We start from the raw sequence: 24,029 nt of genomic DNA, 5'->3' as shown, positions 1-24,029 counted from the left end.
GGTTTTCGTTGATCCCTCTTAGTTCGTCAATGACTAACCTGCTGCTTTTCGGCGTTTTTGCGCGGCAGACTTGAGTTCCACCACAGGAGCCTGTTCTGGCTTGTAATAACAAACCATATTGCGACCGCCACGTTTCGCATCATAAAGCGCATGGTCGGCACGGCGAACCAGCTCGCGGGCACTGATATTTTCACCAGGGATGGTGATGGCAAAACCCACAGAAGCCGTTAATTTGATTGAGTCCTCTCCATTACGGAAAGTCGTCTTCTGAATGTTCTCACGCAAACGTTCACAGAAGTACATAGCGCCTTCGTGATTGGTTTCCGTCAAAACAACCAGGAATTCGTCTCCACCGTAACGAGCCGGGATGTCGATATTGCGAGTGTTGGCGCGAATGATTTTACCCACTTCGGAAAGAACGTAACTTCCGAACAAGTGATCGTGTCCATCATTCACAGTTTTGAAATAATCCATATCCATCATGACAACACAGACGTCACGGTGGAAACGGCGACCACGCTCCATCTCGAAATCCAAACGCTGATAAAGCGAACGCATATTGTACAGACCCGTTAAGTCGTCGGTATCAACAAGCTCTTTCAGTTTTTCGTTGGCGTAAAGAAGTTGCTCATGCAAGTCACGAATACGCAATTGCGTACGGATGCGAGCTAATAATTCAAGAGGAACAAAAGGTTTTACAATGTAATCGTCGGCACCTGAATCCAGGGCTTCAATAATCGCTTCAGTGCTGGAATTTTCAGAAACGAACACACAAGAAACGTGATTCAGTCTTTCACGTATGGTTTTTAGAACTCTTAAGCCCGCCATGGACGGAGCCATCCAGTCCAGGATGACAACCTGAGGAATCCAAGTCTCGATAAGGTTGTGCGCTTCTTTTTCAGTGGTGACACCACGAGCGTCATAGCCTTCCCATCTCAGAGGTTCTAAAAGAATCTCTAAGCTGTCTTTATCGTCGTCGATTACTAGAATGCGGCGACTTTTAGGTTGTTTGGAGCTGTTTTCAAAACTCATCTACATACCAGTGTAACGTCTGCCTCACTCATCGGTTAATTTCGAGATTTGATTAAGGAAAATTCTGATCCATCGACGAGGTCTGGGCTGGACCTAAATCTTGGGCCAGATTGCGGAACGGCGTTTTGCAAAACAGACTTGTTTGCGACTGCATATACGTTGAATTTGAGGGTGTTTTTGTATAGGACTAAACGGAGTACTTAAACGTTTGTAAGGATGTCCGTTATGAGTTTGAACTTCTCTGAAATTGAATCGAAATGGCAAAAAAAATGGGCCGAGCAAAAAGCGTTTCAAGCTGAGTCAAATAGCAAGAAACCTAAATACTATGCTCTGGACATGTTCCCCTACCCATCAGGCTCGGGATTGCACATCGGTCATATGGCTTCTTACACCCCCGGTGATATCGTTTCACGCTACAAACGTGTGAACGGTTTTAACGTTCTTCATCCCATGGGCTACGATGCCTTCGGATTACCGGCAGAGCAGTATGCCATCCAAACTGGAATCCATCCGGCCATCACAACTCAAAAAGCGATTGAAAGCTTCCGCAACACACTTCAGTCTTACGGATTTAGCTTTGATTGGAGCCGCGAGATCTCCACGTGCGAACCAAGCTACTACAAGTGGACTCAATTTATTTTCTTAAAACTTTACGAACGCGGCCTAGCTTACCAAAAAGAAGTTCCTGTGAACTGGTGCCCGGCTTTGAAAACAGTTTTGGCGAACGACGAAGTCATCGATGGCAAGTCCGAACGTGGTGGACATCCCGTTATCCGCGTTCCGATGAAACAGTGGATGCTTAAAATCACGGACTACGCTGAACGTCTTTTGAACGATTTAGACAAAGTAGACTGGCCAGAAAGAACCAAAGAGGCGCAACGCAACTGGATCGGCAAAAGCGAAGGCGCACGCATTACTTTCAAAGTAGACGGCACGTCAGAATCTTTTGAGGTTTTCACGACTCGCCCGGATACATTGTTCGGTGTCAGCTTCATGGTCATGGCTCCAGAACATGAGCTCGTAAAAAAAATCACGACCGCTGCGGAAAAATCATCTGTAGAAGCTTATGTTGAAGCGACTTCGCGCAAGTCGGAAGTGGAACGTAAAGCTACAACAGATAAGACGGGAGTTTTCACCGGCGCTTATGCTCTTCATCCAATTACGGGTGAAAAGATTCCGGTGTGGATTGCGGACTACGTTCTTTTAGACTACGGCACCGGCGCTATTATGGCGGTTCCAGGTCATGATGCTCGCGATTTTGAATTCGCGACAAAATTTAATTTACCAGTAAAGCGCGTTCTTGAGGGTGGCGAAACATTGCCATTTGAAGGCGATGGCACTTTGGTGAATTCAGACTTCCTAAATGGCCTCTCAAAAGCAGACGCTATCAAGAAAATGCTTTCGCATCTTGAAAGTAAAAAACTGGGCGTGCGCGAAGTGCAATATAAATTGCGTGACTGGCTTTTCAGTCGTCAACGCTACTGGGGCGAACCGTTCCCAATTGTTCACTTTGCCGATGGTTCTCGCGGAGTTCCTGTGAACGAACTTCCAGTGATTCTTCCAGAGGTGGCAGATTACGAACCTGCTGACACGGGCGAGGCCCCTCTAGCTCGCAATGCCGAATGGGTTCATTATTCTCGTGATGGTAAAGAAGGAAGACGCGAAACCGACACTATGCCAGGTGCGGCGGGTTCTTCTTGGTATTTCTTGCGTTACATCGACCCAAAAAATGATCAAGCGCCTTTCAGTGCGGAAGCCGAGAAATACTGGATGCCAGTGGATCTTTACGTCGGTGGACCCGAGCATACGGTCGGCCATCTTCTTTACTCGCGCTTCTGGATGAAGGTTCTTTTTGACTGCGGTCTTGTCACTCATGATGAGCCTTTCCAAAAGCTTCTTCACCAAGGAATGATCTTGGGACCTGATGGCGAAAAAATGTCGAAATCTCGTGGAAACGTGATTTCTCCTGACACCATTGCAAAAAGCCACGGCGCCGACGCAATGAGAACATTTATCAGCTTCATGGGACCTGTCGACAAGGATAAACCGTGGGCGCCAACAGGTATTGACGGCGTGAAGCGTTTCTTGGATCGCATCAGCCGCTTGGTGGTCAGCGACGAAGGCCAATATGTGGCTACAAAAGGCGCGGCTCCAGATGACATTAAGAAATTAGTTCATAAAACGATCAAGAAAGTCACAGAAGACATCGAAAGCATGAGCTTTAACACGGCGATCAGCGCGATGATGATCTTGGTGAACGAGCTTTATAAGGCCGAGTGCCGCTCAGAAGAGGCTCTAAAACCGCTGGTGCAAATCTTGGCTCCTTTTGCTCCACATTTGGCCGAAGAATTGTGGGAAAAAATGGGCGGAGAAGGACTTTGCTCTTTGGCTCCATGGCCAAAATATGATAGTACCCTCGTCGCTGACGACACTGTGACTATCGGCGTGCAAGTGAATGGAAAAATGCGCGGCACGATCGAAGTAAGCCCGACGGCTTCAGAAGACGAAGCTTTAGCGGCGGCGAAAGCCGTAGCCGGAGTGTCTGCAGTTTTAGCTGGAAAAAATCCTGACAAAGTGATTTATAAAGCCGGCAGAATTTTAAATTTGATCGTGAAATAAACTGGCACCTTCGCGGGTGCCTCGCGGGCGCCCGAAAAGGACCAGATTTTCAAAAAAAATCTTTACGGCCCCGCTAGAAAATATAACCTCTTTCGTAAAAGAAAGAAGAGTGAGGGCCAAAAGAGATGTCAAATTGGAGTCCTGAAAAAAGTGCTGAGCTTTATGGGATTAACAACTGGGGCAACGGTTATTTCAGAATTAACGGAGCAGGCAATGTCTCTGTTACTCCAATGGGAGCAAGTGGACCTTCTGTAGACTTGTTCGAACTTACTCAGGATCTTTTGGACCGTGGTATCCGCGTTCCTATCATGATCCGTTTTCCAGAAATTATTAAATCTCGCGTAGAGCTTTTGAACGGTTGTTTCCAAAAAGCTTTTGCCGATCATGGTTACAAAGGCCAATACCGTGGCGTTTACCCGATCAAGGTGAACCAACAACGTCACTTGGTGCAAGAGCTGGTGAAATACGGCCGTGGCTTTTCTATGGGTCTTGAGTGCGGCTCTAAGCCAGAGCTTCTTGTCGTTCTTGCTTTGATGAACACGGAAAACGCGTTGATCATCTGCAACGGCTTTAAGGACTTCGAATACATCGAAACCGCAATTCTTTCTCAAAAATTAGGTCGCAACACGATCATCGTCGTCGACCGTAAAGAAGAATTGAAAATGATCGTGGACACAGCGAAGAAGTTCAACGCTCGTCCAAAAATCGGCTTCCGCGCAAAATTGAACACGCAAGGTGCGGGTAAATGGGTTGATTCTTCAGGCGCTCGTTCTAAGTTCGGTTTGACGGCAGTTGAAATCGTTGAAGGCGTTGAGTACTTGAAAAACGAAGGCATGCTTGATTGCCTTGAGCTTCTTCACTACCACATCGGTTCTCAAGTTCCAGCGATCCAATCTATCAAGTCCTCTTTGAAAGAGGGCGCACGTTTCTATACTGAGCTTTATAAAATGGGCGCGGGCCTTAAATACATCGACGTCGGTGGCGGTCTTGGTATCGACTACGACGGCTCTGGCCACTCTGACAGCTCTGTGAACTATTCTGAACAAGAGTACGCGAATGACATCGTGTCCGTTCTGCAAACTCTTTGTGATGAAAAAGGCATCCCACATCCAAACATCGTGACAGAGTCTGGTCGCTTCTTGGTGGCCCATCACTCGGTTCTAGTTTTCAACGTTTTGGGCGTGAACGATCTTCACCGCCACGAACCGCCTCGTCCGGCGACAAAAGCAGATCCTTCGATCATGCAAGACATGCAGTACATCTTTGAAAAGGTGAACAAGGACAATATCAACGAATGCTTCAATGACTTAGAACAAGCTAAGCAAGAAACTTTGCAGCTCTTCACTTACGGCGTCTTGTCTTTAGAACAACGTGCTTGGTGTGAAAGCATGTACTTCGCTATCGCCACTAAGATGGTGAAGCTTGCAAAAACGGTTTCAGATACCGAAGACATTATCGCGGCTCTTTCTAAAGAACTTTGCGACACTTACTTCTCGAACTTCTCTGTGTTCCAATCGGTTCCAGATTCTTGGGCAGTAGGTCAGTTGTTCCCAGTGATCCCTATTCACCGTTTGGGCGAAGAGCCTTCTCGTGAAACAACTCTTGCGGATTTGACTTGTGACTCTGACGGGGTGATTGAAAAATTCATCGACACAGAATCAGGAACCCCGAAGGACACCGTTCGTCTGCACCAATTCACAGACGGCCAACAATACTACTTGGGCGTATTCCTAACGGGCGCTTATCAAGAGATCCTGGGCGATCTTCATAACTTGTTCGGCGACACCGATGCAGTTCATATTTCTTTGAACGGTGTCGGCTACACAATTGATCACTACGTACCAGGCGACACGGTAACGGAAGTTCTTTCTTACGTTCAGTACGGCCGCTCTGAAATGGTGGACAATGTTCGTCAAGCTACTGAAGAAAGTATTCAAAAAGGCTCAATCACAAAACAAGAAGCCAAACTTCTGATCAAGCACTACGAAGAAGGACTCTCCGGTTACACCTACCTAGAAGAAGCCGAATAGGTACCTGCTTCCCTTTGTGTTAAAAAGGAACCAGGTTCTTTAAAAAAGGTCGATCTAAAAAGGATCGACCTCCAAATGATGCACAAAGAAACCAGAAGCCCGAGACGTCAAACTGAACTCGGGCTTTTTTAATGCCTTCCTCACCTCTTCTTTGTCATTCGCGTTTGGGACTGTATTCAGCCAAAGCAAAGTTGAATTCAATTGCATTGCCGAAAGACGAGGATCATCGACTATTGGAAAATCACAACTAACGCCATTAAGTTTCAAATAGAGGGTACTGAACTGATAGTCTTGCACATTCTCTACCACACCAGCTTCAACGGGATTCCGATACACATATTTGTAAACGTGATCTAAATAGTTGTTCTTCGTAATCACGGAACGAAAATAACGCCCACCGTAAGTTTGATTGATCCTATCCGCCTTTCGGGAAATCACCCTGGAAGTTTCTCTCATGAAGTAGTTCATCGCTTCAGCCATATTGTTTTCCGGAAATCGGGCAATCAAATGGAAGTGATTGTTCATCAAAACGAACGAATGGATTTCCATTTTGTAGGTTCCAGAAATATAAGAAAGATACTTAGACATCACAGCCCACACCTGCCACATCGGCAGATCGAACCACTCTTTGTTATGGCATCTTGCAGACAAATGATATGGATATTCAGAGGTAAAAATTTGCTTTTTTCTAGGCATGCTAGACCTAGAAAGCAAAAGAGACTTCCATCAGGAAGTCTCTTTAATTTGGTTTCAGATTTTAGCGCTTCCGAAACCTGGTTCCTTTTCGATACAAAGGGAAGCAGGTACCTTTACATTTTCGAGTCGAAGGCGTCGCGGACTGCGAGGCCGATGTTGATTAGGACCGTCAATGTGAGAACGATCGCAACCATCGGTCCCCATACTAGCCACTCGGCAATGGTGAACCATTTTTGTGCTTGGGCCATCAACTCACCCCAGCTTGGTGTTGGAGGAACCAGTCCCAATCCCAAGTAATCTAGGAAAGACAAAGTATTTACGCCACCGGCGATGAAGAACGGAGCGAAGGTTACGATCGGTGTTAAACCATTCGGAAGAATGTGTTTACCGATAATACGTTTGTGATCTGCGCCGATAGCTTTAGCGGCTTCTACGTACTCACGCTTTCTTAATGAAAGGAATTGCGCACGCATGTAAGCAGAAATTCCTGTCCAACTGAACAACGCAAAGAAGATGATCAACAATGGCAAACTTGGTGTGAAGATCGAAATGATCGTGATCAAAACGAAAAGGATCGGCGTACTTTCAACGATTTCTACGATACGTTGACCAACTAAGTCCGTTTTACCACCAAGGTAACCCATCAAAGAACCCAACGTGATACCAATCGCGTAAGTGGCAATCCAGCTTCCGATAGCAAAAAGCATTGTGTAACGGAAACCGTAAAGAAGACGTGTCATCACGTCACGACCACTTTCATCCGTCCCAATCCAGTTCACTGAAGTTGGAGGAGAAGGATACGTATCAACTGTTTTGTTACTTTCGTACGGATCCCACTGAATAATGGGCCATACAGACCAGTCGCCCTCTTTCATCTCAAGCTGGCGATAATCCATCACGTAGATATCATCGCGACCAAAATCAGTCGGATGGTAGTCTACGAAAAGTGGGAAATAAAGTTTACCGTGATAACTAACGATATGAGGACGGTTGTTTGCCCAAAGCTCTGCCGTGAAGCTGAAGAAGAACATCGTCAATAGAATCCAAACAGAGATCACAGCAGTGCGATCGCGCTTAAATCGCTTGTAGCGTTTAAGCGTAAGTTCATTCTTAATAAGATATTTCTGAATTGGATCCATCATTTGAAGTCAATCCTTGGGTCGATAAGAACATAGATGATGTCGCTGAATACGCGGCCAAACATCAAAAGTAACGATGAAATGAACGTCAATCCCATGATCACGTTATAATCACGCGAAAGAACAGATTGATATCCAAGAAGACCGATACCGTCCAAGTTAAACATCTGCTCAATGATCAACGAACCAGCAAGGAAGGCTCCGAAGAAACCACCCAAACCTGTCGCGATAGGGATCAAGGCATTACGAAGAGCATGTTTAAAGATAACGATGTTTTCAGAAAGACCTTTCGCGCGCGCCGTACGAACGAAGTCAGACTTGATGATGTCCAACATCGAGTTACGCATAAGAACTGAAAGCTCCGTGAAACCACCGATCATGTAACAGATCAAAGGAAGAACGAAGTGGTGAACACGGTCCCACAATTTACCCATGGTTGTTAAGGACTCATAGTCGTCAGACTGAATACCACCGATTGGGAACATATTCAGTTTACCTGCGAACACAACGATCAAGAAGATACCCAACACCAGCGGAGGAATCGAGTACGTCAGATTCAGCAGGATCGTCGTCACTCGGTCAAAAGAGGCGCCTGCTTTAATGGCTTTCCGCACCCCTAAAGGAATACAGACCAGATAAGTTAAAATAAGGGAGGCAATACCGAACTGCAGGGAAACTGGAAATTTACTTTTAATAACGTCGATAACGGGTTCTTGGTAAGTAAAACTTTCACCGAAATCAAGACGAGTGAGGTTTTTTAGCCAGATGAAGTAACGAACATGAAGGGGCTTATCAAAGCCATATTGCTTTTTTAGAGCCTCGATAACTTCTTCGTTTACGGAGGTGTCGCCGCGGGTATTGATGCTACCCCCGCCGCCGCCTCCACCACCGCCGGCAGCGCCGAAACGGATAGCTTGAAGCTTCTGCTCGATGGGACTTCCAGGAGCTAAGTTAATCAACACAAAGGTGACTACGGTAATCCCGAAAAACGTCGGAATCATCAATAACAATCGGCGAATCAGGTAAACGATCAAAGCCCTACTCCCACAATACTTTTATGATGAGAAAAGATAGTTACGCTGTAATACTATTTTTAGTGAGGCGCAAGAAAGAAGGCGTACATTGTACGCCTTCTGGAAAAAAAATTAATATGTCGGCGCCTGGGTGAAGACTATTGAGCCTTCAACCACCAGTAATCTCTACCGATCTCATATTTGAACGTCTCTGCAGGCATACCCATGCGAGATGAGTTAGCGTAGAAAGCGTATTTGTCGTTGAATAAGAACGCGTATGGAGCGTCTTCAGCGATCTTAGCGTAAACCTTTTTCAAAGCCGCCACACGTTTAGCCTTGTTAGGCTCAACACGAGCTTCGTCGATCAATTTGTCTACTTCTGGGTTTTTGTAAGCGATGAAGTTAGATCCACCAGCTACAGAGCTCGCAGAGTGCCAGATTTGTTTTGGATCTGGATCTACGGAACCGCCACCCCACGCCATTGTCACAGCGTCGAAGTTACCTTCGTCAACAAGCTTCAAGAAAGAGTTCCACTCAAGATACTTCAATTCCATATCGATACCGGCTTTTTTCAAGTCTTCACGATACATAGTGTAGTATTTTTCAGTGTCTTTTGATGGGTAGATCAAAGTGAATTTGAATTCAGAACGTTTGCCGTTCACTTCTTTTTCTAGAACACCGTTTTTGTCTTTGTCAGTCCAACCAGCTTTAGCCAAAAGTTCCTGAGCTTTCTTCGGATTGAACTCAAGAGCTTTGTTGCCTGGGTTGTATTCAGAACGCAAGTAGATCGCGCCGTTAGCAAGATCAGACATTCCGTAACGGAACTTTTTATTCATCTCTTCACGGTTCAACAAGTGAGCCAAAGCCACACGTACGTTTCTGTCTTGGAACAATTCTTTGCGGAAGTTCCAGCCAATGAAGCCGTAAGATTTAGGAGCACTATTTTCAACTTTGTGCTTGATGATTGTTTTGCCCCAAGGAGCACCTTCTGTTTTTTTCATGAAGGCTTCAACACGTAGATCAAGGTAATCCAATTCACCTTTTTTCGCGCGCTCAAGTTCTACGTTTTCGTCTTTGTAGAAGCGCATAGTGATTGTGTCGAAGTTGTACATGCCAGCATAAGCTGCATCTTTATTGCCATACCATTTATCAAATTTTTTCAAAGTGATAACTTGGCCACGGTCAAACTTAGAAAGTACGTAAGGGCCCGCGCAGATAAGTTGGCGGTTCATTTTCTTAGACTTTTCAATATCGCTGTAGATCTTCTTAGGGATGACAGTCAAAGTCGCAGCAGATTCGAAGTTGTTGAAGTAAAGGTCACGTGCCGTGAAACGGATTGTGTGAGCGTCGAGAACCTCCGCTTTCGTCAAACCTTCATAGTAAGGGCGCAAGTGAGCCGCTTCGTATTTTGGTTCAAAGATAGCATCGAAAGAGAACTTCACGTCTTCAGCAGTTACTGGCGTGCCGTCGTGGAAAACAGCGTCTTTGCGAAGGTGGAAAGTGAAAACTTTATTGTCTTTGGAGATTTCCCACTTCTCAGCCAAACGAGGTTTCCAGTCGTATGTCTCAGAGTCACGAGTCGCCATACCATCACACACGTAGTTTTGTACGTAACGTGAGTAAGCGTCAGTAGCTGTGATCGGGTGAACCGTTGGAGGCTCGCCGCCAAGGTTAAAAACGAAATTTCCGCCTTTTGGTGCGTTAGCATTGGGTGCTGCTGCAAAAGCGGGTGCTGTCAAAGCTGAACTCAAAATAAGAGCTAGGAGACCCTTCATATTCATTGTGATTCCTCCAAAGAATTTCGTAGGGAATTTACGTACTTCCCAAAGTGCGGTTAAAATCGGTTATGCGAGAAAAATAATCAAGTTATTGCTCGATTGACGCTATGCTTAAATGCTATAAAGCTGTCCATTCTCAAGGAGTAAATAAATGTCTGATAAGACGGTGAAATTCGATCCTACCACAACCATTTCTGCAGAGTTCGGAATCTTCGGTATTCCCATGACAGAAGAAGAGTCCAAAGTCGTTCTAGTTCCGGTTCCCTGGGAGGTCACAACTTCTTACGGTGAGGGCGCTTCTCGCGGACCTCAAATCATCCGTCAAGCCAGCGAACAGATCGACCTTTTCGATATCGAAGTCGGCAAAGCTTATGAGGTCGGTTACCACATGCGCGACTTCCCGGAAGATCTTTGCGCGATGAACGACAAATTCAAAGCCGTGGCCCAAGAACTTATCGAAATGCGCACAAACTTGAGCGACGACGAAAAGAAAATGAACTCTCTGGCAGCCCAGGTGAACGAGGCCTGCGAAGAGATGTCGCAATGGGTTTATGATCAATGTTCTGACGTTTTGAAAAAGGGAAAGCTCTTAGGCCTCGTGGGAGGCGACCACTCCACGCCCCTTGGAGCGATCCGTGCTGTGAGCGATAAGTTCAAAGGCGACTTTGGTGTTTTGCACATTGATGCGCACGCGGACCTTAGAAAAGGTTATCAAGGCTTTAACCAATCCCACGCTTCGATCATGTACAACGTGATGACAGACGCGAAGAAACCAAAGAAATTGGTTCAAGTCGGCATCCGTGATTTCTGCGAAGAAGAATACGACTTCAGCAATTCACGCGAAGACATTAAAACATTCTATGACTTGGAACTAAAACGCCGCCTGCTTAAAGGCGAAACTTGGGAACAGGTTTGCAAAGACATCATCAAAGAACTTCCGCAAAACGTTTATATCTCTTTCGATATCGACGGCTTGGATCCAGCCTTCTGCCCTCACACGGGCACTCCGGTTCCAGGTGGCTTGAGTGTCGACCAAGTATTCTTTTTGTTCCGCGAAGTACACGCTTCCGGTCGCAAGATCATCGCTTTTGACTTAAATGAAGTTTCCACGGGCGGTTTGGCAGAGCACGAAGTGGAGTGGGACGGCAACGTCGGGGCCCGCATTCTTTATAAAATGTGCGGTTGGTTGGTGAAAAGCAATGCTTAAGGTTTACGAATACGCGAAGTGCTCAACTTGCGTGAAGGCACTTAAGTTTTTAGACGCGAAAAAAGTAAAATACGAAAAGCTTCCGATTGTCGATAAAGCTCCTTCGCAAAAAGAGCTTAAGGAAATGCTTGCTGCTTTGAAAGAACGTGGTGGCAGTCTCCGCAATCTTTTTAACACTTCAGGTGTTATGTACAAAGAGATGAAGTTGAGCGAAAAGCTTTCTGATATGACGGAAGCTGAGGCGATCAAACTTCTTTCTGAAAATGGAAAGCTTGTAAAAAGACCGTTTGTTATTTCTAACGACACTCATCTTGTGGGTTTCAAAGAAGATGAGTGGAAAAAAGTATTCTAAGTTCAAATAAAAAAAAGAGGAGCGTTTCAAGCTCCTCTTTTTGCCGCCGAAATTTCTTTTCCTAAATACTTATTCCAAGAAATCTGCTTCGCTCATTGATTCAGGTAAAATCATCTTTGAGTTTTTGGCGGTCTACGACTGTGAGGTCGATGGTGTAATGCTTCAGTTCTATTCATTTTATAGACGAAGTATATGCCTGCGAAAACCATTGCAAAAAATAATATCACGACGGTTAAGCTGACCATAATTACCTTCTTCCTTCGGTCGTTACAAAGACAGATTGCCACAGCGAAAAGTGAATTTCGACCCCACACTGTCAGCAAACAATGAGGTCGCGGCGATTTTGTAGTTTTGTCCTGACTTTCCCCACATTAGCCTCGGCAGAATTGAACAAATTCCAGATCTGATTTGCAATAAACAGGTCTTGTGACGTGAAAGGAATTTGAATGTTGGAGGATTTTCAGAACTCAAAGATGATGCACGACTTGCAAGTGGTGGCCGCTGCGGGAGGCCCGTGGCCTTGGGTCTTTGCATTTATTGGAGCCATCTTAGGAACGCTGGTTATCAAAGCCATCTTAAAAGCGCTTTCACCTCGCCTCACCTATATCACGTCTAAAACCACTCGCCAGTTAGATGATATTCTGGCGACGTGTCTGATGAAAACCAAATCGTGGGTTATCTTTATCTGGATTTTCATTCCTATTTTGCACGCCATGGGCGCTGATGATCGAGTGCTTTCGTTTGGAAAAGCCGTGCTCGTTTTTGCCACCGCTTTTCAAATCGCGATTTGGGGATTGTTTGCCATCCATCGTTGGAAAGAAAATTATTTAAAGAAAAAAACAGGCACTAATCCAAGCACTGTTTCAGCGATGGGAATTATCACGACGGTGTTGCAAGGCACATTGATTGTAGCTCTCTTACTTATCAGCTTAAGCAATTTGGGAGTGAACATCGGTGCGTTGCTTGCCGGTTTGGGTGTGGGTGGTATCGCTGTCGCGCTGGCTGCGCAGAATATTTTAGGAGACATGTTTGCCTCCCTGTCTATAGTACTGGATAAACCATTTGAAGTCGGCGACTTCATCACCGTGGGTCCTCAGATGGGCACCGTGGAAAATATTGGAATTAAAACTACGCGCGTGCGCAGCCTTTCTGGAGAAGAACTGGTTTTTTCTAACCGAGATCTTTTAGACAGCCGTATTCAAAACTTTAAACGCATGTGGAAAAGACGTGTGCCTTTACGCTTCAGCGTACCGCACACGACTCCGCTTCCGATCGTTCGGCAAATTCCCGGGTGGATCACCGAAATCGTAAAGCAACAAAAGGATATTGAACTGGAAAGAAGTCATCTTGATGCTCTTGGAACTTCTTCAGTCGAGTTTGAATTCGTTTACTGGGTGCAAAATCCCGACTTCAATGCGCACATGGATATAAAGCAAAATATTCTGTGGGGTATTCAGGAAAAACTACAGTCCCAAAATGTGCGCTTGGCATTGCCCGGACAATCTCTTTACGTTGAATCGCTTCCTGAAGCCGTGGAAAAGACTTATGCGGAAAATAATCCATCGAATCAGAAGAAAATTCCGAGCGGGCCTGCTCTGGATCATTAATGAAACGGGGAAGTCATCTTCCCCGCAAACCACATGACGAGCCAAGCGGCAACAATCACAATCTCGACAAAGGCATCATAAAGATAAACTTTCGATATCACTTTTTTAGAGACGTAGTAGATGTCAGCACCAGCCAACATCAGTGGTGCGCCAGCTCCCAATATAAAAAGACTTGTTGAAACTTCGTTGAGGAAATACGCCGCTAGCAAGACAACGCCGATGATTGTGATAAACCAACCCACAATACAAAGAAGCCAAACATCTGTCTTAGGACCTGTCACTTTCGCAAAACTAGGATAGTGAAGAATGGGCCAAAGCCCCGTAATTAAATAAAAAAGAGATTGTCCCAACAGTAAAACACTCATGGAACTTTTATAGAAGACCTTACCGTGAAGGTAAACTTGGCTTTCGACACTTCAGGAAGGGCGGACGTAAATGCCCTTCCTGAAATCGCATTTTACATACAAAGAGTGGCGCCTGTTTCAGGGCTGCAACCATTCCAGAACGTTTTCTTGCAGTACATGTTTTGTGGCGTTTTCCATTTACCTTTAGCCATGCAAGATTGCCAGTAAGCGCTTTGCACATCAGAAGCTTCGGCATCAAAATCCGCCACAACTTCTTTCATCAAGTCACGTGCTTGCGCCTCTGACATATCCAATTTCAAAGCCACGGCTTTGATTGTTTCTGTTTTTGGAAGGCTGCGATTTGAAATAGACTTGATCGCTTTTTCATTCAGACCAATAGCTTCAAACGCCGCTAATCCTTGAGTTGGAACTTTGTCAAAAGCCGCTTTAATTTGTTCCGCAGTTTCGAGTTTGATCTGATGTCGCTGAGCGAATGCAACCACATCTGGATTTGCTTCAACCAAGCCTGGAACTTCGGCGCTCCAACAACGATGTCGTCCGCATTGACGATAACGTGGAGGACGACGATCATGATGGTGATGATGGCCATCATGGCTGGAGCCAATGCCAATGCCGATGGCAACGCCGATAGCTCCCGCTGCAATATCCGAAGAGTCACAGCCTGTATTACAAAATAGAGTGGTGATAAGAAGCCCTGATAAAATAATCTTCTTCATAGTGGTCCTTTCTTTTTTCCGATGTCTCAATGACACCGGCTTTAAGCCGTGGACCAATAGAGCAACGAGAGTGCCAAAAAAAGTGTCACCAGTTGGTAAGTATTATAAATTAAATCGCGAACTTGAGTTGCGGCGAGTCGCCACCTTCCGAGGTTTTCTTCTGTGATCCCAAACGCACGCCAAGGCCCACTAAGCGAACAGGAACACTTCGGCGAAGCCAGGCTTTTTCTAAAAGACGCTCAAAGTCCTCTTTTGTAGGTACAGACCTTGCGACTTCTTCATGCGTAGTTTGTTTAAAGTCATAGAACTTCAATTTCACCACAATGCCACGAATGCGGTCTTCGTATTGTCCTCTTTCAAGGCGGCGCAAGAAATCTTCATAAAGTGTCGGAATGGCTCTGCGGCACTCTTCAAGACTTTGCAGATCCCGGTTGAAAGTTTCCTCAACTGTCAGAGACTTTCGTTCCCACTCGGTGATGACAGCGCGATTGTCTTCGCCACGGGCAAAATCATAAAGCTCTTGAGCACGCGATCCAAACCAGTTGTGAAGCTCTAATACGGTGTATTTCTGGATATCCCCGCAAGTATGCAAACCCAAATCGTGCATCTTCTGCGCCGTCACCTTCCCCACGCCGAAAATCTTTTCAACCGGAAGGTCTTTTACAAACGACGCTACATCTTGAGGACGAATAACAAACTGCCCATTCGGTTTTTTCCAGTCGCTGGCGATTTTCGCTAAAAATTTATTCGGAGCAACGCCAGCCGACGCGGTCAAATTTAGCTCCGTATAAATAAGGCGACGGATTTCCTGCGCAATCAAGGTCGCACTGCCACCGAAAAGCTGGCAGTCCGTGACATCTAAATAGGCTTCATCTAGGGAAAGCGGTTCAATCTTGTTCGTGAATCTTTCAAGAATTTCGCGAACTTTTCGACTTTCGTTTTTATATAAGTCGAAATGAGGAGGAATCAAAATCAAGTGCGGGCACAAGCGAACCGCTTGAGAGGAGGGCATGGCAGAGCGCACGCCATATTTGCGTGCCTCATAGCTCGCCGTCGTTAAGACGCTGCGAGTGTTAGGTGGACCGCCAATACCTAAGGCTTTTCCTTTAAGCTCCGGGCGAAACTTCACTTCCACCGCAGCGTAAAAGCAATCCATATCAATGTGAATGATCTTCCTCATTTACACATTATTTACATATGTGTTTTAAGAAATCAAGTGGGATCTGCCTGCATTTCTGCGGGAGGCTGCTCCTCGACAGGAACACCTTTTACCGGCACGAACTTAGACGCTATCAGGGCATGTGCTTTTTCAGCAATCACGCCGCGATCATCTTCGGGGGTCGAATGAATTTGTTCTAGGAATTCAATTTCACCGATCACAGACTTTAAAGTCGCGGCTCTCCACATCGCCGTAGCAAAGGGAATATCCCCATACCAACAAACATGGTCACGCCATTTCAAGGTGAAATCTTCGCCGTTGATTTTACGGAAGTTGATGACGACAGGTTGAATAGGCACACCGGCGTGAGCAGCGGCCATCATCAATGTTTTCTTAAATGGCAAAACTTTTTCGCCGTTAGTAGACGTCGCCTCGGGATAAAGAACGACTCGGAAACCTTTTTTTAGAGTGTCTACGATCGTTTTCATTTCTTCTAAAATGCGCGTGCGACTGCGACGTTCAACATAGATACAACCGCCCATTTCAGTCAGAAGACCCAAGAATGGAGTTTCACGCATTTCATTAGAAGTCACAAACACCATGGGCGTACAAGACGCTAACATCATGATGTCGATAAAGCCCATGTGATTACTGATAAGAAGAAATTTTTCGCTATCGGCAGGCTTGTTTTTTACGAGCAGTTTTAAGCCCATGGCTTTGATAATCAAGCCGCTGAAGAACTTGGCGTTCGCAGAAAACGTCTTCAAACGTTTTTCCGGAGAACGCAAAGCGAAGTGGCATACAAATGACCAAATCAAAAACGTCAGAATGATAATGATAAAGACTAAAATTTTAACGACGCCGCGTACGCCCGTAACAATATTTTCCACAGGCCCCATTTAAAACCTGTGCGGCAAAAATGGTCAAGAAATCAATTCGCGCAGTCGACCTCTTCTATAGACAGAATCAAATCGCGGGTGAAAACACGACCTCGGCCCTCTCCCATCACGGTGCCCGCCAGGTTTCCACGCAGGATGGCGGAACCACCACAACTTGTTTCAACAACGGCTCCTTGTTGGCCCAAAGATTTTTCAAGTTTTGAGGTTTGCTCTAAAGCTTCGACTTCGAGGGTTTGTTTTACAGATTGTTCTCCCGCTTTAAAGATTTCCAAATCTACACGAGCGCGCGTGTTTGTAGGATATGCACGAAGACTTGTTGTTTGATGAGAGTCCGACACGACGATTTTTTTGCCGGCCGAGGCTTTAAGATTTAGAGCGAAAGTGCAAGTGCCGCGGGCCACTCGCTTGTCTTCATCTTTGCGAATATAAAGACCCGTCGGAACTAAAAAGCGATGGGCCGCGATTTCACGGATTTCGTGAGTCCCCACTGCAGCTTCACAGGCATTTCCGGCGATCTCGGCGGAATCCAGAGTTAATGCCTGCGCCTGCATCACACAGAGACTTGTTGCTGCTGCTAAAATAACGCCTTTACCCATAAATCCCCCTTTAATGTCTGGAGCTTTTTGCCACCAGTACAACCCCTAGTAAAGCGTCATTCAAAGAAAGTGCCAGGATACTTTTTTATCCCGTGGTCAACATGCCACTGGCAACACCGGTGACAGTTTCTCGAAGCAAAGTGACATCTTTTTCTTTCAAAGCAATGAGCTGAAGAATATTTAAAGGGTGAATGAGCGGCGAGCGCAGCGCGATGCTGGTTTCCAGCCAAGGTCGATACCACAAAAGACTTTCTTCACCGGTGATTTCGCGTACCGCCAGTCGACATTGCTCGTATTCTTCGGTGAAACGCTGAACCATTTGTTCAGCGACTTCTTTAGGAAGCTCCGAGGAGTGCAGGTACATCGCGAAGATTTCTAGTTCCACCTTTTCTAAGGTGAAGCCCAAAAGTTTTATATAAGAGCGAAAAAGTGAAGACTCCACAAACGCCCGAATGTAGTGGATCTTTCCTTCTTCATTTAAATTCCTCCAAAAACTGCCGATCCCCCACCAGCTTGGAAAAAGAATCCTTGTTTGGGTCCAGCAAAGAACCCACGGGATGGCGCGAAGATGTTTGATATCAACACTTCCTTGTCGTTTCGCCGGACGCGAACCTAACTTCAAATCTTTCAAAAAAATGTACGGTGTCGCCGTTTCAATAAGCTGCAAGAACGCAGGCTCTTTCAAAAGTTCCTGATAGGATTGTTGAACAAATTGCGAAAGCGTTAGCAGATCCTTTCTAGCACGAGGACTTTCAAAGCGATCTTCTTTTTTTTGACTGAGATCTCGGGCGGACTCTAAACGATCCAACTGACTGCGAAGAATTTCAGGTGAGCTGTAATTGCGATAAATCATCTCTCCTTGCACGGTCATCTTGACGGTATTTAAAGCAGAATGCGGCCACCATTCGGTCTGCTCTTGAATACTTCCTCCGCCGCGCTCAACGCTGCCACCTGAACCGTGAAAGAACACAGGTTCAAAACCATGAGTCTTAATTACTTTTTCAAGTTCACGAATCGCTGAATAAATTAAAAAACGAGATGGAAAAGACCCGTTTTCTTTTGCCGAATCTGAATATCCCAGCATCACTTCAAATTTTTTAGACCATAGATTTTCGATATACTTGCGCCGAACAGAATTTTTTAAAAATTCTTCGACAATACTGACACTCGAGCTCAAAGAATGCGCACTTTCAAAAAGGGGAATTACCGGGAGCCGCGCTTTTCCCAGATACTTTTCCACAAGCTGAACACCCGCGATAAGGTCCTTGGCACTTTCCGTCTGGCTTAGAACAAAACCACGTACGTAAAAACGCGGGTCATTTTCTGAAGCGATCTTTCCTAACAGCTGAAGCATCCGTGATATGGCCGATTTTCGCAGGGGCGATTGAAGAGCTTCATGCACAAGACTTGCCTCTTCGCGCAGTTCTAACGGAACTACGAGGCCCGGGAAGATCTTTAACAGAAGTCGAACTTCGTATAAAACCGAAGACTCAATACCTAAAAATCTTTGGTAGTCCGCCAACAACTGATCTAAATTTTTTTGCAATGCTTTTACCTTTTTGGAATCACCAGCTCTTATTTTCTTTAATTGCGTCAGCAGTTTGCGAATAGATGCCGCCAAGCTTAGCAAATGTTCCATCTCGCTTTGGTGTTTACCGAAAGTGTGCGCTAAAGGCTCAAGATCCTTCATAAAGGATGAAAACTTATCTTGTATCCACCGCAAAAGAAATTGCCGCGCCATCTGCAAGCTTCCGAGTAACGTCTTTTCATTCACGCCGGGATGCCCGTCTTTATCCCCGCCAACCCAAGAGCGAATATAAAACGGAAGCTTCTGCGCGGTTTGATCAATAAACACCCGCATGACATCTTCGTGCAATGCCAGAGAATAAATATATTCAGCTTCATCCATCACAGTCGGTTTTCGCTGTTTTGACATGGGAATGCGCCAAGTGATTTTCAGTAGAGCGAAAAGTTCTGTCGTATCCTTTTCCTCTTCGTTTACCAGGTGTTTTTCTAAAAGTTTCTGAATCTTTTTGAAGTAATAAATAATATCGGGATTGCGTGATTCTGTGGGGTGCGCCGTTAAAACATGAATGATATGACCGAAGCTATGCCCTTCTTCGGTCATGATCTTCGTGTCTTCACGAAGACGATGAGTCCGATAAGCCGACTCGCAAGAGTTGATCAGCTCCAGCATTAAAGCAAACGAATGAGCGATAGCATACTGGTCTTGTCTTGAAAGCTGACTCAGATCACTTTTAATTTTTAGAAGACCGTGTAGCTTCTCCCCCTCCTCCGTTTTCACGTATTGACGCAAAGATTCGATACGATCAAATCCCTTTTCTCCAAGTTCGGACTGAATCACCTTACCTAATTCAGTGACGGACCAGTTCACAAGATTTGTGAGTTCTTTTGGTAACTGTTCCGGATTCATAGGACCGGCTTTAAGATCGAGATTTTTTGATTGTACTTAAAGTAGTCCTTCCACGGGTCGACCTTACGATGTTTAAGGTGTTCAATAGCTTTTTCTAAAGTGAATTGATCAGGCGCCTTGATTTTTCTTAAGTCCTTCCAAGCAATCGGCATCGCCACGGCACTTTTATCTCGGGCACGAAGTGAATACGGCATCACCGCCGTCGCGCCTCGTCCGTTCCGCAAATAATCCACGAATATTTTTTTATCCCGAGCTTTCTTAGAAATAGTCGTTGTGTACATATCAGGATTTCGGTGGGCCATTTCCTGCGCCAAGGTTTGCGAGAAGGATTTGATTTGATCCCAGCTATAGATGGGAGCTACGGGAATGTGCACATGCAGTCCTTTGCCCCCGGAAACTTTGAGAAAACTTTTTAATCCTAAATCGTCCAGTATCTGCTTCAAATCTTCTGCGGACTGAACGACCTGCTTCCAAGAGATTCCCGGTCCCGGATCGAAATCCATCACTATAAGATCTGGATGTTCGACAGTCTCTCGACGCGATCCCCACACATGGATTTCAAACGCCCCCATCTGGGAAAGCGCCAGAAGACCTTCTGGTGAATCCAAAGTCAGATAAGCCTTCGTGCCACTTTTTTCTTTAATACTCACAGGCGTGATAGATTCTGGCACCGTTCCGGCGATGTGTTTTTGAAAGAAGCATTGTTTAGATGTCCCCTCTGGACAACGCAAAAGATTCAGTGGACGGTCTTTCACATGCGGAAGAATAAGATCCGCGTGATCTTGATAAAATTTTGCGACCTGAAGTTTAGTTATCTTTTCCTTCGCGTAAAGAATCTTATCGGGATTAGAAATTTCACCCCGCAAGTATTCTTCTGTGACCTCTTGCTTTTTTGAAGACTTAGCTCTCTTAGAGGTTTTTTTCTTAGATGAAGGCGATTCTTCTAAAACCTCTTCAAGCGGCTTGGCTTTTTCGATATGGATCTCTTTAGCAGCTTTATCTTCCCGCAATCCATGAAAGACGGCCGTTCTTAAAATTTTATCCGAAGTCCAATTTCCAAAAGTCACTTCAGCCACCAAGCCCGGTTTTAACCAATGAGTTCCTCTTTCGCGGGGGGATTTAATATCAAAGGGAGATGTCTTTTGTTCCCTTCGCGATAGCTTCTTTAAAATGTCTTCGATTGATTTTTCAGTGAACCCTGTTCCCACTTTTCCCACGTAACGAAGCTGATCACCTTCATAGACACCTAAAAGCAAAGCACCAAATGAGGAACGAGCTCCCGTGCCTTCGGTGTACCCGCCGATGACGAACTCCTGATGAAGTTTGCACTTCACTTTAACCCACGAACTGCCCCGACGAGATTGATAAGTGCTATCTTGATCTTTGGAAATGATACCTTCGAGCTGATAATCACAAGCCTCTTTGAACAGATCTTTGCCGAAACCGGCCATGTGATCGCTATATCGAATCAGCGGTTCGTTGAGATCCGTGATAACTTCTTGTAAAAGTTCTTTGCGATCGATCAAAGGACGCTCTCTTAAGTCCTCACCATCTAAGAACAACAAATCGAAAACATAATAAACAAGGTTATTCACGTCGTGAGCTTTCAAAGAATTTTGAAGCTTCTGAAAATCGCTGCGTCCTTCTTTATCTAAAACTACGATTTCACCATCTAAGATGGCGTTTGCCACCGACAGCTGCTTAAGACTTTTTTCAATACCGGGGTATTTCTCTGTCCAATCCAAACCGCTTCGCGTGAAAAGCTTGAGCTTTCCTTTTTCAAAGTGAGCTTGGGTGCGATAGCCATCGAATTTTGTTTCATGAATCCACTTTGTGCCTTCGGGAACATCTGTGACTAATTCCGCGAGCATGGGCTTAATAAATTCAGGCAGCGCTTTTACTTTTCTCTTTTCTTTGACTGCTCTTTTGGCGGGGCTTGCCGACTTTTTTTTTGAAGGTGATGAAGTCGCTCGTGCTGAACGACGAACATTCCCCTTTTCATCTTCAATCGGAACGACCTCATCATTTGGAATCACATATTCATCAGTTCTTTTAACCAAAAGCCACTGCGACTTACTGCCGCTGGCAGGACGACCCGTTCTTAAAAGCATCCACTGGCCATGCAGCTTTTTACCTTTAAGCTTAAACTCCAGATGCCCTTTCTTCAGCCCTTCACGCACGCTGCCGATTGGTTCCCAGGTACCGGTATCCCAGATGTAAACGCGACCTGCTCCATATTGCTTTTCCGGAATCACCCCTTCGAAAGAACCGTACGATACAGGATGATCTTCGACTTCTACCGCTAACCGTTTGATCTTTGGATCATGAGACGGACCCTTCGGAACGGCCCAGCTTTTTAAAACGCCGTTAAATTCTAGGCGAAAATCATAATGCAAATGCGACGCATGATGCTCTTGCACCACGAACATCAGGGTGTCATCTTTGGCCTTCTTGTTTCGACGAGGCGTGGATTTTGGTTCGGACGTAATTTTAAAATCGCGTTTTTTAACGTACTCACGAAGAGGCATGCTTACCTCCGACTGGAGTTAGCCGCACGCTTCGTCGGCGCACGGGAAGAAGTTCTTTCCTTCTTGTTTTTGGCTTCGATACTTTTTCTTAAAAGTGGCAAGAGATCGACGACATTCGTAGATTCTTCCACGCGTTCTTCTTTGGGAGCTTCTTCGACAAACTTTCCTTTGCCTTGTTTTACTTTGGCTTGGATACGCTTCATCAAGTCTTCGTAATAGGTGTCTTTGTATTTTTCAGGCTTCCATTTCGATGTCATGCCCTTGATCAAGTCTTCGGCCATCTTGAGCTCTCGATCACTGAAGTTCACTTTTTTGTTCACTTCTTTCATGTAATCGACTTCTTTAATGTCCTTCACGGCGTGTGCAAAACGCAAAAGCTCTAAGACAAGATAATCTCCACGTGCCATGATGGCGCAAAGATGTTGCTTTGTACGAATAACAATTTTAGCGACAGCGACTTTTTTTGTGTGCTCTAAAGCTTCTTTTAAAAGGAAGTAGCCTTTCTCGGCGCCTTTTTGTGGAGCCAAGTAGTAGGGCTTTTCAAAAAGCATCGTATCAATCTCATCAAGCAAAACAAAATCCTCAATATCGATGGTCTTTGTTGCTTTGGGATTGGCTCTATCAAAATCCGTGTCGTTCATGACAACGTATTGGCCTGATTTGTATTCAAAGCCTTTGACAATACGGTCATAGGGAACTTCACGACCGGTTTTAGCGTTGATCTTTCGATACTGAATATGGGAAAGATCTTTTCCATCTAGAAGTGAGAAGTGGATGTCTCTGTCCTGCTGGGCACTTTGCAGTGAAACGGGAATATTCAAAAGACCAAAGCTGATACTGCCCTTCCAAATATTTGAACGCATACTCCCTCCTATCTCTATAAAAGTAGTCGGGATCAGGGAAGGACACAAAACGAAGAAAAGGCCTGTGATAAAACTCACAGGCCCCTTAATGTGGCAAATCAAAAACTATACTTGAGTCTCATCCAGCTTGAACTTTTTCCACAAAGTTCTGTTGAGATCCTCGCGCTGAAGAATCGTCAAGAAATCGATGCACTGAAATTCGCGATCCCATGCCGGCTCTCCACCTAAAGAAGCGCCAATCTTTAAATAAGCGCGACAAAGAGGTGGAAGAAGTTCTTCGGCCTGAGCTCTCTGAGTCTCCGTGAGAGGGCCTCGAACTTCGTCCAAGAAATAGCTAAGCATAGGCATCGTGAAAGCTAAAGTCGGACGAGTGCGGAAGTTTGAAAACACGCGTCCTTCTTCTTCAAAATAACGAGTTAACAAAGCGGCATCACGCGGATCATCGGTTTTCACCGTCGCACAACCGAAAAGAAGCTTCGCTTCGGTGGCTGCCATGTATTCCGCGATCCCCTTCCAAAGAAGAGAGATCAAAATTCCACGGCGATGATCCTTGTGGATGCACGCGCGCCCCAATTCAAGCTTCACTCCCGGTTGCTGCATAATATTGCTCATCATGAACTCTTTAGAGGAATAAAAGTTCTGAGTGAACAAAGAGCAATTCAATCGGTAAGTGCCCACAATCTTGTCCGAACGCTTTTCTTTAATAATTAAATGATCACAGTCAAAGTCGAACTCATCCACATCCACGCCGTGCAGGGCTTTTTTACCCAGCATTTCGCGATGGAACACTTCATAGCGTAAAGCCAGAGCTTCCTTCAGCTCGTCAACATTGGTGACGGTCTTGATTTCGAAAGGGCCTACCTCGCTGCGAATTTCAACTTTAGGTTTGAATTTGTGGATACGGTTTAGGCGCAGTTGATAGAACGACTGCAGATTCAAGGAAACACGCTCAAGGCTGGTGTACGCTAGCGAGTTGATCATAAGGCCCCTCCCTTT

General features: G+C 45.4%; 19 protein-coding genes. 5 read left to right on the top strand and 14 right to left on the bottom strand.

Annotated features, from left to right (window positions below; genetic code table 11):
* Positions 1-33: 33 nt before the first annotated feature.
* Complete coding sequence (locus AZI87_RS08680; RefSeq protein ID WP_063206164.1) at positions 34-1,032, bottom strand: GGDEF domain-containing response regulator; 999 nt, start codon at positions 1,030-1,032, stop codon at positions 34-36.
* 225 nt (positions 1,033-1,257) lie between these two features.
* Between AZI87_RS08680 and leuS the strand changes: the two genes are divergently transcribed.
* Complete coding sequence (gene leuS, locus AZI87_RS08675) at positions 1,258-3,651, top strand: leucine--tRNA ligase (protein WP_063206163.1); 2,394 nt, start codon at positions 1,258-1,260, stop codon at positions 3,649-3,651.
* A gap of 125 nt (positions 3,652-3,776) precedes the next feature.
* Positions 3,777-5,681 carry a biosynthetic arginine decarboxylase gene (speA, locus tag AZI87_RS08670; protein ID WP_063206162.1) on the top strand — a complete coding sequence of 635 codons (1,905 nt, stop codon included), beginning with the start codon at positions 3,777-3,779 and terminating at the stop codon, positions 5,679-5,681.
* A gap of 54 nt (positions 5,682-5,735) precedes the next feature.
* Here speA and AZI87_RS08665 read toward each other — a convergent pair whose 3' ends face one another.
* The 4 genes from AZI87_RS08665 to AZI87_RS08650 form a co-directional block, all read right to left on the bottom strand.
* Positions 5,736-6,332 carry a transposase gene (locus AZI87_RS08665; RefSeq protein ID WP_172795507.1) on the bottom strand — a complete coding sequence of 199 codons (597 nt, stop codon included), beginning with the start codon at positions 6,330-6,332 and terminating at the stop codon, positions 5,736-5,738.
* 158 nt (positions 6,333-6,490) lie between these two features.
* Positions 6,491-7,519 (bottom strand): ABC transporter permease subunit, encoded by a 1,029-nt coding sequence (locus AZI87_RS08660; protein WP_253696574.1) that lies wholly within the window; start codon positions 7,517-7,519, stop codon positions 6,491-6,493.
* The gene (locus AZI87_RS08655) at positions 7,516-8,550 is read right to left on the bottom strand and encodes an ABC transporter permease subunit (protein ID WP_172795342.1); all 1,035 of its coding nucleotides are present in this window, start codon (positions 8,548-8,550) and stop codon (positions 7,516-7,518) included. The genes AZI87_RS08660 and AZI87_RS08655 overlap by 4 nt, the downstream gene beginning before the upstream one ends.
* Positions 8,551-8,687: 137 nt before the next feature.
* Entirely contained in the window at positions 8,688-10,310 is a 1,623-nt protein-coding gene (locus tag AZI87_RS08650; protein WP_063206160.1) for a peptide-binding protein, read from the bottom strand.
* Between the two features lie 148 nt (positions 10,311-10,458).
* Here AZI87_RS08650 and AZI87_RS08645 point away from each other — a divergent pair, with 148 nt between their 5' ends.
* The 3 genes from AZI87_RS08645 to AZI87_RS08635 all read left to right on the top strand — a co-directional run bounded on the left by AZI87_RS08645 (position 10,459) and on the right by AZI87_RS08635 (position 13,473).
* The gene (locus AZI87_RS08645; protein WP_063206159.1) at positions 10,459-11,514 is read left to right on the top strand and encodes an agmatinase family protein; all 1,056 of its coding nucleotides are present in this window, start codon (positions 10,459-10,461) and stop codon (positions 11,512-11,514) included.
* Complete coding sequence (locus AZI87_RS08640; RefSeq protein WP_063206158.1) at positions 11,507-11,866, top strand: arsenate reductase family protein; 360 nt, start codon at positions 11,507-11,509, stop codon at positions 11,864-11,866. The genes AZI87_RS08645 and AZI87_RS08640 overlap by 8 nt, the downstream gene beginning before the upstream one ends.
* 446 nt (positions 11,867-12,312) lie before the next feature.
* Positions 12,313-13,473 (top strand): mechanosensitive ion channel family protein, encoded by a 1,161-nt coding sequence (locus AZI87_RS08635; protein WP_063206157.1) that lies wholly within the window; start codon positions 12,313-12,315, stop codon positions 13,471-13,473.
* On the opposite strand, the gene AZI87_RS08630 is transcribed toward AZI87_RS08635, so the two are convergent.
* The 9 genes from AZI87_RS08630 to AZI87_RS08590 all read right to left on the bottom strand — a co-directional run bounded on the left by AZI87_RS08630 (position 13,470) and on the right by AZI87_RS08590 (position 24,014).
* Entirely contained in the window at positions 13,470-13,838 is a 369-nt protein-coding gene (locus tag AZI87_RS08630; protein WP_063206156.1) for a hypothetical protein, read from the bottom strand. The two genes, AZI87_RS08635 and AZI87_RS08630, sit on opposite strands and share 4 nt — an antisense overlap.
* A 92-nt stretch (positions 13,839-13,930) precedes the next feature.
* Entirely contained in the window at positions 13,931-14,554 is a 624-nt protein-coding gene (locus tag AZI87_RS18115) for a hypothetical protein (protein WP_063206155.1), read from the bottom strand.
* Between the two features lie 109 nt (positions 14,555-14,663).
* Positions 14,664-15,734 carry a DNA polymerase IV gene (gene dinB / locus AZI87_RS08620; RefSeq protein ID WP_063206154.1) on the bottom strand — a complete coding sequence of 357 codons (1,071 nt, stop codon included), beginning with the start codon at positions 15,732-15,734 and terminating at the stop codon, positions 14,664-14,666.
* A gap of 32 nt (positions 15,735-15,766) precedes the next feature.
* Positions 15,767-16,603: a lysophospholipid acyltransferase family protein gene (locus AZI87_RS08615; RefSeq protein WP_253696572.1), complete on the bottom strand. Its 837-nt coding sequence runs from the start codon at positions 16,601-16,603 to the stop codon at positions 15,767-15,769.
* Between the two features lie 41 nt (positions 16,604-16,644).
* A complete protein-coding gene (locus AZI87_RS08610; RefSeq protein WP_063206153.1) occupies positions 16,645-17,208 on the bottom strand; it encodes a hypothetical protein in 564 nt (187 codons plus the stop codon).
* A gap of 85 nt (positions 17,209-17,293) precedes the next feature.
* Positions 17,294-19,642: a phosphoenolpyruvate carboxylase gene (locus AZI87_RS08605; RefSeq protein WP_063206152.1), complete on the bottom strand. Its 2,349-nt coding sequence runs from the start codon at positions 19,640-19,642 to the stop codon at positions 17,294-17,296.
* Positions 19,639-22,170, bottom strand: coding sequence for a DNA ligase D (ligD, locus tag AZI87_RS08600; protein WP_063206151.1), 2,532 nt, complete (start codon positions 22,168-22,170; stop codon positions 19,639-19,641). The genes AZI87_RS08605 and ligD overlap by 4 nt, the downstream gene beginning before the upstream one ends.
* A gap of 2 nt (positions 22,171-22,172) precedes the next feature.
* Complete coding sequence (locus AZI87_RS08595) at positions 22,173-23,033, bottom strand: Ku protein (RefSeq protein WP_063206150.1); 861 nt, start codon at positions 23,031-23,033, stop codon at positions 22,173-22,175.
* A 105-nt stretch (positions 23,034-23,138) separates the two neighbouring features.
* Positions 23,139-24,014, bottom strand: a complete 876-nt coding sequence (locus AZI87_RS08590; protein WP_063206149.1) for a GNAT family N-acetyltransferase — start codon at positions 24,012-24,014, stop codon at positions 23,139-23,141.
* Positions 24,015-24,029 lie beyond the last annotated feature (15 nt).

The organism is Bdellovibrio bacteriovorus (assembly GCF_001592745.1).
In the GTDB taxonomy this organism is placed as follows: Bacteria; Bdellovibrionota; Bdellovibrionia; order Bdellovibrionales; family Bdellovibrionaceae; genus Bdellovibrio; species Bdellovibrio bacteriovorus_B.
The sequence above is the reverse complement of the archived record's forward strand: the minus strand, read 5'-3'. Positions and strand labels throughout refer to the sequence as shown.

Excerpts from the sequence above, each read along its gene's own strand:
- AZI87_RS08680 (WP_063206164.1), bottom strand. The coding sequence starts at position 1,032 with ATGAGTTTTGAAAACAGCTCCAAACAACCTAAAAGTCGCCGCATTCTA.
- leuS (WP_063206163.1), top strand. The coding sequence starts at position 1,258 with ATGAGTTTGAACTTCTCTGAAATTGAATCGAAATGGCAAAAAAAATGG.
- speA (WP_063206162.1), top strand. The coding sequence starts at position 3,777 with ATGTCAAATTGGAGTCCTGAAAAAAGTGCTGAGCTTTATGGGATTAAC.
- AZI87_RS08660 (WP_253696574.1), bottom strand. The coding sequence starts at position 7,519 with ATGATGGATCCAATTCAGAAATATCTTATTAAGAATGAACTTACGCTT.
- AZI87_RS08650 (WP_063206160.1), bottom strand. The coding sequence starts at position 10,310 with ATGAATATGAAGGGTCTCCTAGCTCTTATTTTGAGTTCAGCTTTGACA.
- AZI87_RS08645 (WP_063206159.1), top strand. The coding sequence starts at position 10,459 with ATGTCTGATAAGACGGTGAAATTCGATCCTACCACAACCATTTCTGCA.
- AZI87_RS08640 (WP_063206158.1), top strand. The coding sequence starts at position 11,507 with ATGCTTAAGGTTTACGAATACGCGAAGTGCTCAACTTGCGTGAAGGCA.
- AZI87_RS08635 (WP_063206157.1), top strand. The coding sequence starts at position 12,313 with ATGTTGGAGGATTTTCAGAACTCAAAGATGATGCACGACTTGCAAGTG.
- AZI87_RS08630 (WP_063206156.1), bottom strand. The coding sequence starts at position 13,838 with ATGAGTGTTTTACTGTTGGGACAATCTCTTTTTTATTTAATTACGGGG.
- AZI87_RS18115 (WP_063206155.1), bottom strand. The coding sequence starts at position 14,554 with ATGAAGAAGATTATTTTATCAGGGCTTCTTATCACCACTCTATTTTGT.
- dinB (WP_063206154.1), bottom strand. The coding sequence starts at position 15,734 with ATGAGGAAGATCATTCACATTGATATGGATTGCTTTTACGCTGCGGTG.
- AZI87_RS08610 (WP_063206153.1), bottom strand. The coding sequence starts at position 17,208 with ATGGGTAAAGGCGTTATTTTAGCAGCAGCAACAAGTCTCTGTGTGATG.
- AZI87_RS08605 (WP_063206152.1), bottom strand. The coding sequence starts at position 19,642 with ATGAATCCGGAACAGTTACCAAAAGAACTCACAAATCTTGTGAACTGG.
- ligD (WP_063206151.1), bottom strand. The coding sequence starts at position 22,170 with ATGCCTCTTCGTGAGTACGTTAAAAAACGCGATTTTAAAATTACGTCC.
- AZI87_RS08595 (WP_063206150.1), bottom strand. The coding sequence starts at position 23,033 with ATGCGTTCAAATATTTGGAAGGGCAGTATCAGCTTTGGTCTTTTGAAT.
- AZI87_RS08590 (WP_063206149.1), bottom strand. The coding sequence starts at position 24,014 with ATGATCAACTCGCTAGCGTACACCAGCCTTGAGCGTGTTTCCTTGAAT.